13 protein-coding genes are annotated in these 15441 nt (G+C 65.4%); 8 read left to right on the top strand and 5 right to left on the bottom strand.

The features are described 5' to 3' along the window. The first annotated feature begins 366 nt into the window (after positions 1 to 366). The 5 genes from C7A17_RS10585 to C7A17_RS10565 are packed head-to-tail and all read left to right on the top strand — an operon-like array spanning position 367 to position 6435. Complete coding sequence (locus C7A17_RS10585) at positions 367 to 1404, top strand: branched-chain amino acid ABC transporter permease (RefSeq protein WP_106737994.1); 1038 nt, start codon at positions 367 to 369, stop codon at positions 1402 to 1404. Then, entirely contained in the window at positions 1404 to 3179 is a 1776-nt protein-coding gene (locus tag C7A17_RS10580) for a branched-chain amino acid ABC transporter ATP-binding protein/permease (protein ID WP_106737993.1), read from the top strand. Before C7A17_RS10585 ends, C7A17_RS10580 begins: the two co-directional genes overlap by 1 nt. Next, positions 3176 to 3943, top strand: coding sequence for an ABC transporter ATP-binding protein (locus C7A17_RS10575; protein WP_106737992.1), 768 nt, complete (start codon positions 3176 to 3178; stop codon positions 3941 to 3943). Before C7A17_RS10580 ends, C7A17_RS10575 begins: the two co-directional genes overlap by 4 nt. A 57-nt stretch (positions 3944 to 4000) precedes the next feature. Next, entirely contained in the window at positions 4001 to 5137 is a 1137-nt protein-coding gene (locus C7A17_RS10570) for an ABC transporter substrate-binding protein (RefSeq protein WP_106737991.1), read from the top strand. A gap of 59 nt (positions 5138 to 5196) precedes the next feature. Further along, positions 5197 to 6435, top strand: a complete 1239-nt coding sequence (locus C7A17_RS10565) for an OprD family outer membrane porin (protein ID WP_106737990.1) — start codon at positions 5197 to 5199, stop codon at positions 6433 to 6435. A gap of 51 nt (positions 6436 to 6486) precedes the next feature. On the opposite strand, the gene C7A17_RS10560 is transcribed toward C7A17_RS10565, so the two are convergent. Further along, complete coding sequence (locus C7A17_RS10560; protein WP_106737989.1) at positions 6487 to 7056, bottom strand: flavin reductase family protein; 570 nt, start codon at positions 7054 to 7056, stop codon at positions 6487 to 6489. Between the two features lie 83 nt (positions 7057 to 7139). Beyond that, positions 7140 to 7883 carry an SDR family oxidoreductase gene (locus C7A17_RS10555; RefSeq protein ID WP_106737988.1) on the bottom strand — a complete coding sequence of 248 codons (744 nt, stop codon included), beginning with the start codon at positions 7881 to 7883 and terminating at the stop codon, positions 7140 to 7142. A 141-nt stretch (positions 7884 to 8024) separates the two neighbouring features. On the opposite strand from C7A17_RS10555, the gene C7A17_RS10550 reads away from it, so the two are divergent. Both C7A17_RS10550 and C7A17_RS10545 read left to right on the top strand, forming a co-directional pair. Next, entirely contained in the window at positions 8025 to 8936 is a 912-nt protein-coding gene (locus tag C7A17_RS10550; RefSeq protein WP_106737987.1) for a LysR family transcriptional regulator, read from the top strand. 111 nt (positions 8937 to 9047) lie between these two features. Continuing rightward, positions 9048 to 10352, top strand: a complete 1305-nt coding sequence (locus C7A17_RS10545; protein ID WP_106737986.1) for an MFS transporter — start codon at positions 9048 to 9050, stop codon at positions 10350 to 10352. Between the two features lie 4 nt (positions 10353 to 10356). On the opposite strand, the gene C7A17_RS10540 is transcribed toward C7A17_RS10545, so the two are convergent. Genes C7A17_RS10540 through C7A17_RS10530 form a run of 3 tightly spaced genes read right to left on the bottom strand, consistent with a single transcriptional unit; the run spans position 10357 to position 14243 of the window. Next, entirely contained in the window at positions 10357 to 12618 is a 2262-nt protein-coding gene (locus C7A17_RS10540; protein ID WP_199796416.1) for a TonB-dependent receptor, read from the bottom strand. 22 nt (positions 12619 to 12640) lie between these two features. Then, entirely contained in the window at positions 12641 to 13870 is a 1230-nt protein-coding gene (locus tag C7A17_RS10535; RefSeq protein WP_106737984.1) for an MFS transporter, read from the bottom strand. After that, entirely contained in the window at positions 13854 to 14243 is a 390-nt protein-coding gene (locus C7A17_RS10530; RefSeq protein ID WP_106737983.1) for a hypothetical protein, read from the bottom strand. Before C7A17_RS10530 ends, C7A17_RS10535 begins: the two co-directional genes overlap by 17 nt. A gap of 146 nt (positions 14244 to 14389) precedes the next feature. Between C7A17_RS10530 and C7A17_RS10525 the strand changes: the two genes are divergently transcribed. After that, complete coding sequence (locus C7A17_RS10525) at positions 14390 to 15343, top strand: helix-turn-helix transcriptional regulator (protein WP_106737982.1); 954 nt, start codon at positions 14390 to 14392, stop codon at positions 15341 to 15343. Positions 15344 to 15441: the final 98 nt, after the last annotated feature.

Here is a 15441-nt window from a genome sequence, read left to right as displayed (position 1 = left end):
ACGCCCTACAGCCTTGTAGGGTGCAGACCTCGTAGAGCGCTGCCCAGGCAGCGCCAGAACAAGCCCGGAACACCTGAGCATTCGGCGGCTGTTGACAGCCTCGAAGGGTTCCGGCTAGCCTTTCAACATACACATTCACATGTGTATCTCTGCAGGGCGAAACAAGCAGCGCCGGCAGAAAATAAATTACAAGAACAACAACCCGGATAGCCGCTATGCGCCTGCATGCTCCTCCAGGGTGCGCAATATCTGGCCTGCAAGGCAGATGCACGCACCCAGCCCAGTCCCACCCCCCATTCCGAGCAGACGGCCAGAGCCTTGCGCCGCGCGCCTCGAACCTGCACAACTGTCTGGAGAAAAGCTGACATGGATGCGACCATTGCCGCCTTTCTTCTCCAGGACGGCCTGACCACCGGAGCGATCTATGCACTGATCGCCCTGGCACTGGTGCTGGTATTCGCCGTGACCCGGGTGATCTTCGTCGGCCAGGGCGATTTTGTCGTGTTCGGCGCACTGACCCTGGCCTCGCTGCAGGCCGGCATGCTGCCGCCGACCTTCTGGCTGCTGCTCGGCTGCGCCATCGCCGGCTGTGTGCTGGATTGCGCCATCGCCATCCGCCATCAACACCTGTGGCGTCTGCCGCGCATCCTGCTCAATTACCTGCTACCCAGCGCTCTGGTCTGGGCGGCGCTGAGTGCCTTCGACCTGAAGAACCTGCCAGGCCTGGCGCAAGTCGCGCTGACCCTGCTGGTAGTCACCCCGCTCGGCCCGCTGCTCTACCGCCTGGTCTACCAGCGCCTGGCAGAGACCTCGGTGCTGATGCTGCTGATCGTCTCGGTGGCGCTGCACATCGTGCTGCTGGGGCTGAGCCTGCTGCTGTTCGGCGCGGAGGGCTTCCGCACCGAAGCACTGAGCGATGTCGCGCTGACCGCCGGCGAGATGCAGGTCAGTCTGCAAAGCCTGATGGTGATCGGCTGCGCCCTGGGCCTGATCGTCATGCTCTACCTGCTGTTCGGCCACACCCTGTACGGCAAGGCGCTGCGTGCCACCGCGTTCAACCGCAACGGCGCGCAACTGGTGGGCATTCCCACGCGGCTGGCCGGGCAGGCGGCATTCGCCCTGGCGGCACTGATCGGCGCCTGCTCGGGCATCCTCATCGGCCCGCTGACCACGCTGTATTACGACTCGGGCTTTCTGATCAGCCTCAAGGGCTTCGTCGCCGCCATCATCGGCGGTCTGGCCAGCTACCCGATGGCCGCCGCCGGTGCCTTCCTGGTCGGCACACTGGAAAGTTTCTCGATGTTCTGGGCCTCGGCCTACAAGGAAGTGATCGTCTTCACCCTGGTGATTCCGGTGCTGCTGATCCTCTCCCTGAAACACTCGCACAGCGGGGAGGAACACTGATGAACCGCCGTTTGCTTGCGCTGCTTCTGTTGCTGGTCGGCATCGTTCTGGCGCCCCAGGTGCTGCAACCCTTCCATGTCACCCTGCTCAACTATGTCGGGCTCTACAGCCTGGTGGCGCTGGGCCTGGTGGTGCTCACCGGCGTCGGTGGGCTGACCTCGTTCGGCCAGGCCGCATTCGTCGGCATCGGCGCCTACGCCACTGCCGTAATCAGCGCCAATCTCGGTCTGTCGCCCTGGCTGGGCCTGCTCGTCGGCCTCGGCATCACCCTGGTGGTGGCGCTGCTGCTCGGCCTGCTGACCCTGCGCCTGGCTGGCCATTACCTGCCGCTGGGTACCCTGGCCTGGGGCCTGGCGCTGTACTACCTGTTCGGCAACCTGCCGATGCTCGGCGGCTTCGCCGGGATCGCCGACCTGCCCTACATCCAGTTTGGCGACTGGACGATCGACAGCGCCAGCGACTTCACCCTGATCATCGGCGTGCTGCTGGTAGCCGTGCTGTGGATGCTCGGCAACCTGCTCGACAGCCGTCAGGGTCGTGCCATCCGTTCGCTCAAGGAAGCCAGCGGCATGGCCGAGGCGATGGGCGTGAACACCATGCGCAGCAAGCTGCTGGCGTTCGTTCTCGCCGCCCTGCTGGCCGCACTGTCGGGCTGGATCTATGCGCACATGCAGCGCATCGTCAATCCGACACCGTTCTCGGTGACCATGGGCATCGAGTACCTGTTCATGATCGTCCTCGGTGGCGCCGCGAGCCTGTGGGGTGCACTGGTCGGCGCCGCCCTGCTGACGCTGTTCAAGCAGGTGCTCGAAGACGTGCTGCCGCAGTTGCTGGGCGGTGGCGGCGGCACCCTGGAGCTGATCGTTTTCGGCGTGCTGATCATCCTCGTCCTGCAATACGCCAAGGACGGCCTGCTGCCGCTGCTGCAGAAATACCTGCCCAGCCCGAAGCCGCGCGTGCTCGATCTGCACGATGCCGAACCGCTGCCCCGCCGTGAGCCGGAGCCATTGCGCGACAACCAGCCGCTGCTGGCCGCCGACCGCCTGGTCAAGCGCTTCGGTGGGCTGGTGGCCAATAACGACATGAGCCTGGCGGTGCACGCTGGCCAGGTCGTCGCGCTGATCGGCCCCAACGGTGCCGGCAAGTCGACCCTGTTCAACCTGCTCACCGGCGTACTGCCGCCGACATCCGGCCAGGTGTTCTTCAAGGGTCAGCGCATCGACGGCCTATCGCCGCGCGCCATCGCCAGCCTCGGCGTCAGCCGCACCTTCCAGCACGTGCGCCTACTGCCGGGCATGAGCGTGCTGGAGAACGTCGCCCTCGGTGCCCATCGCCGTGGCAACGCCGGCGTGCTGCGTGCGCTGCTGCGCTTAGACCGCGCCGAGGAGCGCCGCCTGCTCGCCGAAGCGGCCCGGCAGATCGAGCGCGTCGGCCTCGCCGACTACATGCACACCCCGGCCGGCAGCCTGGCCCTGGGTCAACAGCGCATCGTCGAAATCGCCCGCGCGCTGTGCAGCGACCCGCAAATGCTGCTGCTCGACGAGCCCGCCGCCGGCCTGCGTTACAACGAGAAACAGACCCTCGCCTGCCTGCTCGAACAGTTGCGTGAAGAAGGCCTCGGCGTGCTGCTGGTCGAGCACGACATGGACTTCGTCATGGGCCTGGCTGACCACATCGTGGTGATGGAGTTCGGCCAGCGCCTGGCCACCGGCAGCCCCATGGAAATCCAGGACAACCCGGCGGTACTGGCCGCCTACCTCGGAGGTGTGGAATGAGCAGCCTGCTGCAGGTCAAAGGCCTGTCGATCAGCTACGGCAAGGTGGCGGCGGTACGCAGCCTCGACCTTGAGGTAGCGCAAGGCAGCATCGTCAGCCTGATCGGCCCCAACGGCGCCGGCAAGACCACACTGATGTCGGCGCTGATCGGTTTGCTGCCGTCCTCCGGGGACATCCTCTTCGATGGACAGGCGCTGTTACCCCACCACGATGTGGCGCACCGCGTCGGCCAGGGCATGCTGCTGGTGCCGGAAAGCCGCGAGCTGTTCAGTGAGATGAGCGTCGAGGACAACCTCCAGCTCGGCGCCTTCAGCCGGCGCCGCCAGGGTCATCGCGATCATGCGCAGACGCTGGAGGAAATTTACGGCCTGTTCCCCCGCCTGCGCGAACGGCGCCAGCAGGCCTCCGGCACGCTGTCCGGCGGTGAGCGGCAGATGCTCGCCATCGGCCGCGCGCTGATGGGCAAGCCACGCCTGCTGCTGCTCGACGAACCGAGCCTGGGCCTGGCGCCACGGGTCATCGGCGAAATCTTCGAGATCATCCAGAACCTGCGTGCCAGCGGTGTTTCCATCCTGCTGGTGGAACAGAACGCCCGCGCCGCACTGAAGATTTCCGACTACGGCTACGTACTGGAGGTCGGCGAAAAGGTACTGCAAGGCCCGGCCGCCGAGCTGGCCGAGGACCAGCGTGTGATCGAGACCTACCTCGGTCGCAAGTCTGCCAAGGCCGCACCTGCGGTCAGTCAGGCCGTGGCGGCGCACTAACCACGCCCACGGCCTGCAACGTTTCAGAACAACAACAACCCCACTGGAGCGTCACCCATGAAGAAACTGATCCCTCTGCTGCTCAGCGCGGCGGTGAGCACTGCCGTGCACGCCGACATCAACATCGGCCTGGTGCTATCCACCACCGGCCCCGGCGCCTCGCTCGGCATTCCCGAGCAGAACACCGTGGCCCTGCTGCCTCAGGAAATCGCCGGACAGCGCATCAACTACACCGTGCTCGACGATGCTACCGACAGCACGGCGGCCACCCGCGCGGCACGCAAGCTGGTGAGCGAGAACAAGGTCGACCTGCTGATCGGTTCGTCCACCGTGCCGACCTCCGCCGCCGTGGCTCAGGTCGCCCGCGAGACCAACACACCGCAGATCGCCCTGGCCCCCTTCGCCCCCAATGGCGACGCCAGGCACTGGATCTTCACCGTGGCGCAAACCAACCTGCTGATGGCCGACGCCCTGGTCAACCACATGCAGGAGAACGGCGTGAAGACCGTCGGCTACATCGGCTACAACGACGTCTGGGGCGAGGATTGGCACAAGGCCCTGGAAGAGCTGCTACCGAAAGCCGGCATCAAGCTGGTGCGCAATGAACGCTTCAACCGTACCGACTCCAGCGTCAGCGGCCAGGCCCTGAAGATCAAGGCGGCCAACCCGGACGCCGTGCTGATCGGCGCCACCGGCACACCGGCCGCTCTGCCACACACCGAACTGCGGCGCCTTGGTTACAAGGGCCCGATCTATCACACCCATGGCGCCGCCAACAGCGCCTTCCTGCGCATCGGCGGCAAGGATCTGGAAGGCTCGATTCTCGCCGTCGGCCCGGTGGTGGTCTGGGATCAACTGCCGGACAGCCACCCATCCAAAGCCCCCGGCAAGCACTACGCCGAAGCCTACGAGGCCAAGTACGGCGCCGGCAGCCTGTCGCCGTTCGGTGCCTATCTGTACGACGCCATGCAACTGGTCGAAGCCGCCATCCCGAGTGCGCTGCAAGGCAGCGAGGCCGGCACCGTCGAATTCCGCCAGAAACTGCGTGACGCCCTCGAGCAATCGAACGGCGTCGCCGGCAGCCATGGCGTGTACAGCCTCTCGGCTGACGACCACTTCGGCCACGACCAGCGTGCCCGCGCGCTGATCACCATCAAGGACGGTCAGTGGCAGCTGCTCGAGGCCCCGCAATAACCCTCACCACTCCTTGCCATCGCGTTACCCGAACCACAACAAAAACAAAGGTACGTTCAATGAAACCGCTATACGCACTGCTTCCTCTGCTGGTTGCCACACAGGTCGCCCAGGCCGACTTCATCAAGGACAGCAAAGGTTCGCTGCAGATTCGCAACTACTACTTCGACCATGATTTCCAGGGCGGTCCAGGCCTGGACGAAATGCGTGAATGGGCCCAGGGCTTCATTCTCAAGGCCGACTCGGGCTACACCGAAGGGCCGGTGCAGTTCGGCCTGAGCTTCATCGGCATGACCGGCTTTCAGCTCGATTCCAGCCCGGATCGCACCGGCACCGGCCTGCTGTCGTTCAACCCGCGCACCCGTGAGGTCAACGACAACTATTCCAAGGCCGGTATCTCGGCACGCTTCAAGGTCTCCAACACCGAACTGCAAGTCGGCCACATGACGCCGCTGCTGCCGATCATGTTCCCGGTGACCGCGCGCCTGTTCCCGCCACTGTTCCGCGGTGGCATGGTGACCTCCGGCGAGATCGATGGGCTGACCTTGCGCGGCGGTTACTTCGACCGGCAGAAATACCGCGACTCCACCGAAGACGCCAAGCTGCGCGTCAGCGGCCTCAATGGCCGTTTCAACGGCACTGCGGAGTCCAGCGGTTTCATGTTTGGCGGAGGCGACTACAAGCTGCTCGATAACCTCACCGGCTCGTACTACTACGCGCAACTGAACGACATCTACAAGCAGCACTACGTCGGCCTGACCCACACCACACCTCTCGGCCCGGGCGCGCTGAAGAGCGAGGCCTATTACTTCGACAGCAGTGAGGACGGTGCGGCCAAGGCCGGCCGCGTCGACAACGGCAACCTCAACCTGAACGCTGCCTACACCCTGGGCGCCAACACCTTCAGCCTGGGTTACATGCACCTGAGCGGCGATACCGGCATGCCGTACCTGGCCAGCATCGACCCCTACGTGATGGTCGGCGGCGCCCTGGCCACCGAGTACCTGAACCCCAAGGAGCGCGTGTGGCAGTTCAAGCACGACTATGACTTCGCCAGGCATGGCTTGCCGGGCCTGAAGACGCAGATCCGCTTCATTCAGGGCCGCAACATCCACGAGCCGGTGGCCGACGGCAACGGCGAAGAGTGGGAACGCGATCTGGAGGTGTCCTACGTGGTGCAGAGCGGCAGCCTGGCCGGTCTCGGCCTGCGTCTGCGCCACGGCCACTACCAGAACAACTTCAGCCGTGATGTCGAGCAGACCCGCGTCAACATCGACTACACCCTGGCACTCTGGTAACCGCAGCACGCTCTCCAGTACAGCCCACGGCATGCCGTGGGCTTTTTCGTTTCAGGCCTTCAGCGCCTCGCCAATCGCGTAGTAATGCCCGCCCGCCACGTGATGCAGGCTGCGCAGGCTCGGGTCGGCCGTTTCGAAATGCCAACGACCGTCGCGAAATACGCGCTCATCGGCCCAGGCCGCGATCACCTCGCCGATGAACAGGTCGTAAGCCTGCTGGTTGTGCGGTTCATCGATCAGCCGACAGACCAGCCAGGCCGAGCAGCCCGCCACCAGCGGCAGATCATGACCTTTCATCGCGAACAGCTCGACGCCGGCATGGGACAGCTTGGCCGGATCATCGGCCAGGCTGGCGTTACCCACTGCCTGGGTCAGTTGCAGTTGCGCCACGGTCGGCACCTGGATGGCGAACAGGCCACTGCCTTCGATCAGCGTGCGGGTGCGGGTGGCCTTGTCCAGCACCACGGTGAGCTTCGGCGGGTCGAAGTCCAGGGCGCAGCACCAGGCCGCCGCCATGACGTTATCCACAGCCTGATGGCGAGCAGATACCAGCACGGTCGGCCCGTGGTTGAGCAAACGGTAGGCCTTGGCCAGGTCGACGGGACGGATCGACGCGTTCATGCAGACTCCTGAAAGCGAAAAAGGCGCTCGCATGCTGGCCCGTGAAGGCCCGCATCGCAAGCGCCCGCAGCATCGGTTGTGGATCAGAACTCCTGCACGGTCGGGCGCAGGACGATCTCGTTGATGTCGACATCGGCCGGCTGCTCGATGGCGAATGCGATGGCGCGGGCCACCGATTCCGCCGGTATCGCCTGTTTGTAGAAGTCGACGACGAAGTCGCGGCTTTGCTGGTGCGAGCTGCCGAACTTCAGCTCCGAATCCACCGCGCCCGGTTCGATGGTGGTGGTGCGAATGCTGCCGCCCACTTCATGTCGCAGGCCCTCGGAGATGGCCCGTACGGCGAACTTGGTGCCGCTGTAGACGGTGCCACCTGGGCTGAACACCTTGATCCCGGCGACCGAGGCGATGTTGATGAAATGCCCGGCGTTCTGCTGTTGGAACACCGGCAGCGCCGCGGCAATGCCGTACAGCACGCCCTTGATGTTGATGTCGATCATGCGCTCCCACTCCTCGACACGCACGTCGCTCAGCGGCGCGATGGCCATGTAGCCGGCGTTGTTGACCAGCACGTCGACGCGACCGAAGGTGTCCAGCGCGCCCTGGATCAGCGCCTTGACCTCGTCGGCGCGAGCCACGTCGGTGGTGTAGGCCACGGCCTCGCCGCCAGCGGCAACCAGTTCGCTGACCAGTTGCTCGAGACGCTCCTTGCGCCGTGCGGCCAGCACCACCTTGGCGCCCAGCTTGCTCAGGTGGCGGGCGGTCGCTTCGCCCAGGCCGCTGCTGGCGCCAGTGATGACCACGACCTTGCCGGAAATGTTGTTGCTCATGGTGATGCCCTCTCTCGATTCGTTGGAGTGTCCGGCGTCGCTCGCTGGACATGGGCTCACGTTAGAGGCGTTTTAAGTTTCAATGAATGGAAGAGTTTGGATTAGGCTATTCCACATTCTGGAACAAAAAGGCGCTCCGACATGCTCAATCGCATGGAGATGATCCGCATCTTCTGCAGCGCAGCCGACTGCAGCAATTTCCGCGAGGCAGCGACTCGGCTCGGGGTTTCGCCGCAGGCGGTGACCCGCGCGATCAAGGCGCTGGAGGAAGAACTCGGCGAGATTCTGTTTCACCGCAACACCCGCCAGGTGCACATCACCGCCTTCGGCGAGGCCTATGCGCTGCGCGCCCGGCAGATGCTGGAGGATTTCGATGCGCTGTTTCGCGGCCATCGCGCCGAGGCCGAATCGGCCATCGCCGGGCGCATCGGCATCACCGCGCCGCAAGCCATCGGCAAGCGCTTTCTGGTGGGCTTCCTGCAACCCTTGCTCAAGCAGCACCCGCAACTGGTGCTGAACCTGCGCCTGGAGGACGAGATCACCGATGCGGTGGAAGCGCAGATCGACATCGGCATCCGCGTCGGCTTCCTGCGTGACAGCCGCTACGTCGCTCGCGCCCTGGCGCCAGTGCCGTTGCAGGTGGTGGCCACGCCGGAACTGATCGCTGCCACCGGCCAGCCGCGCAGCCTCGATGAGCTGCAAGAGCGGCCGCTGTCGGTGCTGATCGACCGCAAGAACGGTCGCCCCTGGCCGTGGACGTTCGCCCATGGCCCCAGCCTGCATCCACCCGCGCCAGCGCTGGTGTGTGACGACCCCGAAGCCGAGCTGGAAGCCGTGCTCGCCGGCCTGGCCTACGGCCAGTTGCCCGCCTACCTGGCGCAACCGTATCTGGAGAGCGGCCGCCTGCAAGCGGTGCTGACCGAGCAGGCGCCCGATCCCTGGCAACTGTTCATCTACCGCCCACAGCAGGGCCCGGTGCCGCCAAGGGTGCGCCTGGTGTTCGATCACCTGCGCGCCTGCTTCTCCGACCCAGCGCAGTTTCCCCAGGGCTGAGGTCGCTCACGGCAACGCCACTGTCGCCTGCGAAGCGCTTCGCGCAGGGCGCAGCCGATAACGTCCAACCTGATCGCCAGACCGTCTGGCTCGAGCATCAGGAGATGACGTATGAACGCCGCAGCCCACGGTCAACAGGTCAGCCCGGCCACCTTGCACAAGGTGATCGCCGCCTCGGCCATCGGCAACTTCGTCGAGTGGTTCGACTTCGCCGTCTACGGTTTCCTCGCCGTGACCATCGCCTCACTGTTCTTCCCCCCGGGCAACCCGACCCTGGCGCTGCTGCAGACCTTCGCGGTGTTCGCCGTGTCATTCGCCCTGCGCCCACTGGGCGGCATCGTCTTCGGCATCCTCGGCGACCGCATCGGCCGCAAGCGCGTGCTGTCGATCACCGTGCTGTTGATGGCCGGCGCCACCACACTGATCGGCCTGCTGCCGACCTACGCCAGCATCGGCCTGTTCGCCCCGCTGCTGCTAGCCCTGGCGCGCTGCCTGCAAGGCTTCTCCGCCGGCGGCGAGTATGCCGGCGCCTGTGCCTTCGTCATGGAACACGCACCCACCGAGCAGAAGGCGCGCTATGGCAGCTTCGTGCCGGTCTCGACCTTCATGGCATTCGCCTGCGCCGCCGGTCTGGTGTTCGGCATGGGTTTCTGGCTGGACGAAGCACAGATGCAGGCCTGGGGCTGGCGCGTACCGTTCCTGATCGCCGCGCCACTGGGCCTGGTCGGCCTGTACATGCGCCTGCGCCTGGACGAGTCGCCGGCCTTCCAGGCCCTGGCTGCCCAGCCTCACCCTGAACATTCGCCGCTGCGCGAAACCCTGCGTGAGCACGGCGGCACCGTGCTCTGCCTGTCGGCGTTCATCTCGGCTACGGCGCTGTCGTTCTACATGTTCACCACGTATCTCACCACCTACATGCAGGTGGTCGGCGGCGCAGCGCGGCCAACTGCCTTGCTGGCCAGCCTGATCGCGCTGTTCTTCGCCGCCCTGTTGTGCCCCTTCGTCGGGCGCTATTCGGATCGCGTCGGGCGCCGCCGCACCATCCTCACCGCCGGAGTGGCGTTGATCGTCGCGGTGTATCCGGCCTTCACCCTGGCTGCCTCGGGCACCCTGTTGACTTCAGCCCTGGGCGCCATGCTGTTGGCAGTGGGTGCAGTGATCTGTGGCGTGGTAACGGCGGTGTTGCTGTCCGAGCAGTTCCCCACCCGGGTGCGCTACACCGCCTCGGCCTTCACCTACAACCTGGCCTACACCATCTTCGGCGGCACCGCGCCGCTGATCGCCACCTGGCTGATCGAGGCGACCGGCAACCGCATGTCGCCGGCCTACTACCTGATCGCCATCGCCCTGCTGGCCCTGGCCGGCGGCCTGGCGCTGCCGGAGTCGTCGAAGCGGCCGCTGAGCTACCAGCGCTGAACGATCAGTACTGCACCGAGTAGCTGAGGCCAAAGGTACGACCGGCTGCCGGCAGGCTGGAGATGGCGCCGTAGGTGGCCTCGGCCTGCTGACCGTAGACGGTCTTGTAGTCGCGGTTGGCCAGGTTGTAGACGCCGAAGCCAACCTCGCCGCCCAGCCAGGGCGCGTGAGCGATCAGGTCGACCACGGTATAGCCCTGGATCTTGGTCGCCGGGGTGGCGCGGATGGTCGGGCTGATCGCTGCGGACTGAGCGTCGTCATAGGCGCGGTCACTGCCGCCCACGGTGAGCGCCTGCAGACGCACGCCATAGCCATCGAGGAAGCGCCAGTCGCTGTAGACAGTGGCCTTCAGCGGCGAGACGCGGAAGGCATTGAGCTCGCGCCAGTTGCCGGCAGCGTCCTTGTACTGGCCACGGGTGTAGGCCAGGGTACCGCCCAGCGTCCAGCCCTCGACCACCGGCACCTGCAGGTTGCCTTCGGCGCCCCATACGCGCTCGTCGGTGTCGGCCACCGAGACGCTGAAATCGCGGTTGAACTGCACCACCTTGTCGGAGGTGTTGTAGAACGCGGTCACCCCGGCGTTCAGGCCGCTGGCATCACCCAGGCGCCAGCCCAGTTCGTAGTTGTTGACCTTGATCGAATCGATGCTGCTGCTATCGATGACGAAGCTGGCCGGCACGTCGCGCAGCATGCGCTGGGTGTCGGGCAGGCTGAAGCCCTGGGAGAAGTTGGCGAACAGTTGCTGAGTGTCGGTCAGTGCATACACCGCCCCGAGGTTGAACAGGGTTTCGCTGTGGCGCACGTTGCCACCTTCCAGGGTGCGCGCCTGGTAGCCGGCCACGGTGGCGGCGGTCACTGCCTCGCCATAGGGGATGGAATCGTCCACTTCGTTGCGGATGGTTTCGCGGCGAACGCCGGCCTGCAGACTGAGGCGTTCGGTGAGCTGGTAGTCGCCTTGCAGGAACGCGCCGGTCTTGCTCACTTCCACGTCCGGGCCCATCGCAGCACTGTAGGTCTCGCGGTAGTTAAGGCCATTACTGGGAACGAAAGCACCCCACAAATCGTAGAACTGAGCGTTCTGGCTGTCCTGCTCGCGCTCATGATCCAGGCCATAGGTCAGTTGCAGATCGCGCCCGGCCAGTTCGAAGCCTTTCTGCAAGGCGGTGCGTACGCCCCAGACGTCGATGTCGGTGCTCGACTGCATCACAACATCGATAGCACCGGGCGTTGCTGCATTCGCCACACGACTGGCGAACGGGAACCAGCGCGATTTTTCCTTGCGGTAGTAAGCCTCGGCGGTCAGTTGCTGGCCACCCAGCAGGTCGCGGTTGAGGTACTGCACATTGGCGCCGTAGTGGCGGGTGCGCGGCTGATCGTCGAGCTGCAGGCCATCCACCGCGTTGTGGCTGGGCTGGTAGTTCGAGACCAGCAAAGCCGACAGGTTGGGGCCGTAATCCGGGCCGTAGTCGCTGTCCTGCTCGTCGTTGTAATAGCGCACGCCAGCGCTCAACTGCTGGTCATCGTCCAGGTGCCAGGTCAGGCGTCCGTTGAGGTCGAAGCTGGTGGTGTCCTGACGGTCGGTCTGGGAGATTTCCGGGCCGATGCGATCACCGTCGGCATCGCGAATCTCGCCCTGCTTGGTGAAGCTCAGGCCGGCGAAACCGCTGACCGCACCCTGGTGGAAGGCAGCGGTCTGCGAGGCCTCGTAGGCCATGGCGTCACGGGCGGCCTTGCCAGGAGTACGTAGGCCGATGCGGCTGCTGAAGTCGCTGGTTTCATCGTCGGCGTTACGCGTGATGATGTTGATCAGGCCGCCGGTGGCGCCAGCGCCGTAGATGCTGGTGGCACCGGAGATCACCTCGATGCGCTCGATCATCGCCGGGCTGATGCTGTTGAGCTGGCGCGAACCGTCACGCGAGCCGGTCAGCGGTACGCCGTCGATCATCACCTGCACGGTGCGCCCGCGCATGGTCATGCCGTAGTTGCTGGTAGTGCCGCTGCTCGGCGCCAAGGAAGGCACGAGCTGGCCGAGGATATCGGCGGTGGAGCGCCCGGCTGCGGCCTGTTCGGCAACCAGCTCGCGCTCGATGCTGTACACCGTACCGGCGATCTCGGCGATGCTCTTGGCCGAGCGGGTGGCGGTGACCACCATCGGGCCGAGCTCCTTGATCTGGCTGGTCGTGGTGTCGTCGGCCTGCGCGTGGAGCGCACCGCTCACCGCCAGGCTGAGCAAGGTGATCTGCATGGATGCCGAAAGATGCCTCATGGTTTCCCCCAGAGAAAGCGCGTCAATGATTGCCGGAGCCGGCCTGGATCGACCGGACGATAGGTTTGCAGAGCAGGACGCTGAGCACTGACAGCGCGCCCAGCAGCAGGTAGTAGGTTTCGTAGCCCAGGCCCTTGGCGAGGAAGCCCGACAGCGAGCCACCGACGAAGAACACCAGCAGCTCGAAGCACACCAGCACGGTGAAGTCGGTGCCGGCCTGCTGCCGCGAGCACAGCTGCATGAACAGGGCGTAGAGGCTGGTCATCGCCAGGTAGCGGATGGCCAGGAGCACCAGCACCATGGCGCCGAGCCACAGCGGTGAACCGTCGGCCAGGCCGCTGAGCAGCAGCCCGGCGACCGCCAGGTAGGCCAGGCTGCGCAGCCAGCCGGCGCGCAGCAGCAGGGTCGCCGCACGCTGGCGCTGCAATAGGCGCGCAGCCGCCACGGCGGCAAGCAGCCCGACGCTGGCGCCGGCTACAGACATCAGCAGGCCGATCTGCGTCAACGACCACTGCCGATCCACCAGCATCGGCGTAAGCATGGCCATGGCCGGCGCCTCGACCAGGCGATAGACCAGGATCAGCAGCAGCGCCCAGCGGATCTCCGGGCGCTTGAAGGTGGCGATGAAGCCCGGCTTGGCCGCCTCGGACTGCGCCGGCAGGCGGTCATCGACCCGCGCCACTGCCAGCATGGTCAGGGCACTCAGGCCGGCCAACGTCAACAGCGCGCTCTGCCAGCCGACCACCTGGTACAGCCACAACACGCCGGCACCGCCGAACATGCTGCCCAGAGCCACGCCGATGCTCTGCGCCATGCTGCCCAGACGATGATCCTCGCTGGCCAGCGACTCCACGGTGTAACCGTCGATGGCGATGTCCTGGGTGGCGGCGAAGGTGGATATCCACAGGCTCACCAGCACGAACAGCAGCAGGCCGTGCTCCAGGCCGGTCAGCGCCAGCAGCAGGATGCCGACCACCAACGCCGCCTGGGTCAGCCACAGCCAGGTACGACGCCGGCCGAGGCTGTGCAGGTAATGCCGGTCGACCAGCGGCGCCCAGAGAAACTTGAACGCCCAGGGGACGTACAGCAGCGAGAGCATGCCGATCCAGCGCAGGTCGACACCCTGGCTACGCAGAATGGCCGGCATCGCCACATTGAAGAAGTACAGCGGCAGGGCGTGGGCCAGGTACAGCACCACGATTACCGCCAACGCCAGCCGGGTCACCGGCACCTGCTCAGACGGACGCTGCATGATTCACCATGCGCTCGGCGATCCAGCGATAGCCGTGCGTCCTGTCCAGGGTGACGAAATAGGGCACGCCCCAGGCGGCATGCAGCGCCGGGGTGTCGAGCCGGGACTGTTCCTCGGCATCACAGGCGATACGCACCAATCCCTGGCAGATCTCGCGGAACGCCGCCTTGTGCTGCTTGTACCAGACGCCCTGAATGGCCCGGTAATCCTCGGCGAAGGAGCTGCCCTCGCGGGTACTGGAGATGAAGAAGAACGGCTGGCGGTCTTCGATCAGACGCTCGATGCCGTCCAGCCACTGGCGTATCTGCGCCGCGTCGACCTGGTCGTGAAAGACTGCCTCGACCACCGTCGTTTGCGTGAGGAGCAAACCCATCGCTGTGTGATTCCCATGATCGTTGGTGACGCAATCAAGGCGATTGCGACCTCATTGCACATGAGAATAATTCTGAACAATGTTGCGCGCTTAGGCGAAAAGAAGGAAAAATTAGCCGCAACGAAACTTCCATTGGTCAAGCCAGCATGACGGTCTTCACCTGCGGCCAGCTCAACGATGTCGCCCACACCCTGGGCGGCAACCTGCATTTCCAGCGCGAACTGCCGGGCGAACAGCCGGTGCTCGACGGCGAGCAACAGGTGCAGGTGCTGAGCGAAGGCCTGGTGCTGTACTTCAGCCACAGCCGCGACCTGGTCGACGCCAGCAGCGACAACCGCCTGGCACCGGGCATCACCGCCGCCTTCCTGCTGCAGGGCGAGGCCGAAGTCAGCCTGCCGCGCCAGCGCCTGCACTTCGACGCCCGCCCCGGCGGCCAGCGCGCCATGCTGGTCAACCTCACCGATAGCGACCAGTTCCAGCGCCATTGGCGCAACGGCCGCGAAGAAACCAAGGTGTGCCTGAGCATCACTCCGGATTGGCTGCAGCAGTTCGCCCTCGGCAGCCAACTGCGCAGCGACGCCCTACTGCGCTTCAGCCGCAGCCACTGGCACAACCTGCCCTGGCAGCCCTCGGTGGATATCCTCCAGCGCGCCCATCAGTTGCTCGAGCGTGACGCGACCCTGCCGCCGCTGCTGCAGCGCCTGCAACGCGAGAGCTTCGCCCTGGAACTGGCCAGCGACATCCTGCGCGGCATCGATGCGCCGCCGGAGAAACGCTTCGGCAGCCATCTGGAACGCTGCCTGCTACGCCTGAAGGAGTGGCTGGACAGTGGCGAGGCCGACACCTTGAGCATCGCCGACATGGCGCGTCAGCTCGGCACGAATCCGGTCGACCTGCAGAACGCCTTCCGCAGCCGCAACGGCATCACCATCGCCGCCTACCTGCGCCGCCAGCGCCTGGCCCGCGCTTATCACGCCATGCGCCAGCAGGGCCTGTCAGTGGAAGAAGCCGCCAGCCTGGCCGGTTACGAACACCTCAGCAGCTTCAGCGCCGCCTTCAAGCGCGCGTACGGATTTCCGCCGTCGCAGGCACGGCGCTGAGCGAAGTGGATCAATCAGAATCCGCACAATTGGATCTATGTGACTGGGCCACCTCTGCGTAGATTCACCGCTACCGGGGCAGGCCGTCGTACGCCCCT

Source organism: Pseudomonas mendocina (assembly GCF_003008615.1).
GTDB classification, from domain to species: Bacteria; Pseudomonadota; Gammaproteobacteria; order Pseudomonadales; family Pseudomonadaceae; genus Aquipseudomonas; species Aquipseudomonas mendocina_C.
Note: the sequence above shows the minus strand (reverse complement) of the source record. Positions and strands in the feature narration are given on the sequence as shown.

Bases quoted from the DNA above. Each gene is read 5' to 3' on its own strand.
- C7A17_RS10585 (WP_106737994.1), top strand. From the start codon at position 367: ATGGATGCGACCATTGCCGCCTTTCTTCTCCAGGACGGCCTGACCACC.
- C7A17_RS10580 (WP_106737993.1), top strand. From the start codon at position 1,404: ATGAACCGCCGTTTGCTTGCGCTGCTTCTGTTGCTGGTCGGCATCGTT.
- C7A17_RS10575 (WP_106737992.1), top strand. From the start codon at position 3,176: ATGAGCAGCCTGCTGCAGGTCAAAGGCCTGTCGATCAGCTACGGCAAG.
- C7A17_RS10570 (WP_106737991.1), top strand. From the start codon at position 4,001: ATGAAGAAACTGATCCCTCTGCTGCTCAGCGCGGCGGTGAGCACTGCC.
- C7A17_RS10565 (WP_106737990.1), top strand. From the start codon at position 5,197: ATGAAACCGCTATACGCACTGCTTCCTCTGCTGGTTGCCACACAGGTC.
- C7A17_RS10560 (WP_106737989.1), bottom strand. From the start codon at position 7,056: ATGAACGCGTCGATCCGTCCCGTCGACCTGGCCAAGGCCTACCGTTTG.
- C7A17_RS10555 (WP_106737988.1), bottom strand. From the start codon at position 7,883: ATGAGCAACAACATTTCCGGCAAGGTCGTGGTCATCACTGGCGCCAGC.
- C7A17_RS10550 (WP_106737987.1), top strand. From the start codon at position 8,025: ATGCTCAATCGCATGGAGATGATCCGCATCTTCTGCAGCGCAGCCGAC.
- C7A17_RS10545 (WP_106737986.1), top strand. From the start codon at position 9,048: ATGAACGCCGCAGCCCACGGTCAACAGGTCAGCCCGGCCACCTTGCAC.
- C7A17_RS10540 (WP_199796416.1), bottom strand. From the start codon at position 12,618: ATGAGGCATCTTTCGGCATCCATGCAGATCACCTTGCTCAGCCTGGCG.
- C7A17_RS10535 (WP_106737984.1), bottom strand. From the start codon at position 13,870: ATGCAGCGTCCGTCTGAGCAGGTGCCGGTGACCCGGCTGGCGTTGGCG.
- C7A17_RS10530 (WP_106737983.1), bottom strand. From the start codon at position 14,243: ATGGGTTTGCTCCTCACGCAAACGACGGTGGTCGAGGCAGTCTTTCAC.
- C7A17_RS10525 (WP_106737982.1), top strand. From the start codon at position 14,390: ATGACGGTCTTCACCTGCGGCCAGCTCAACGATGTCGCCCACACCCTG.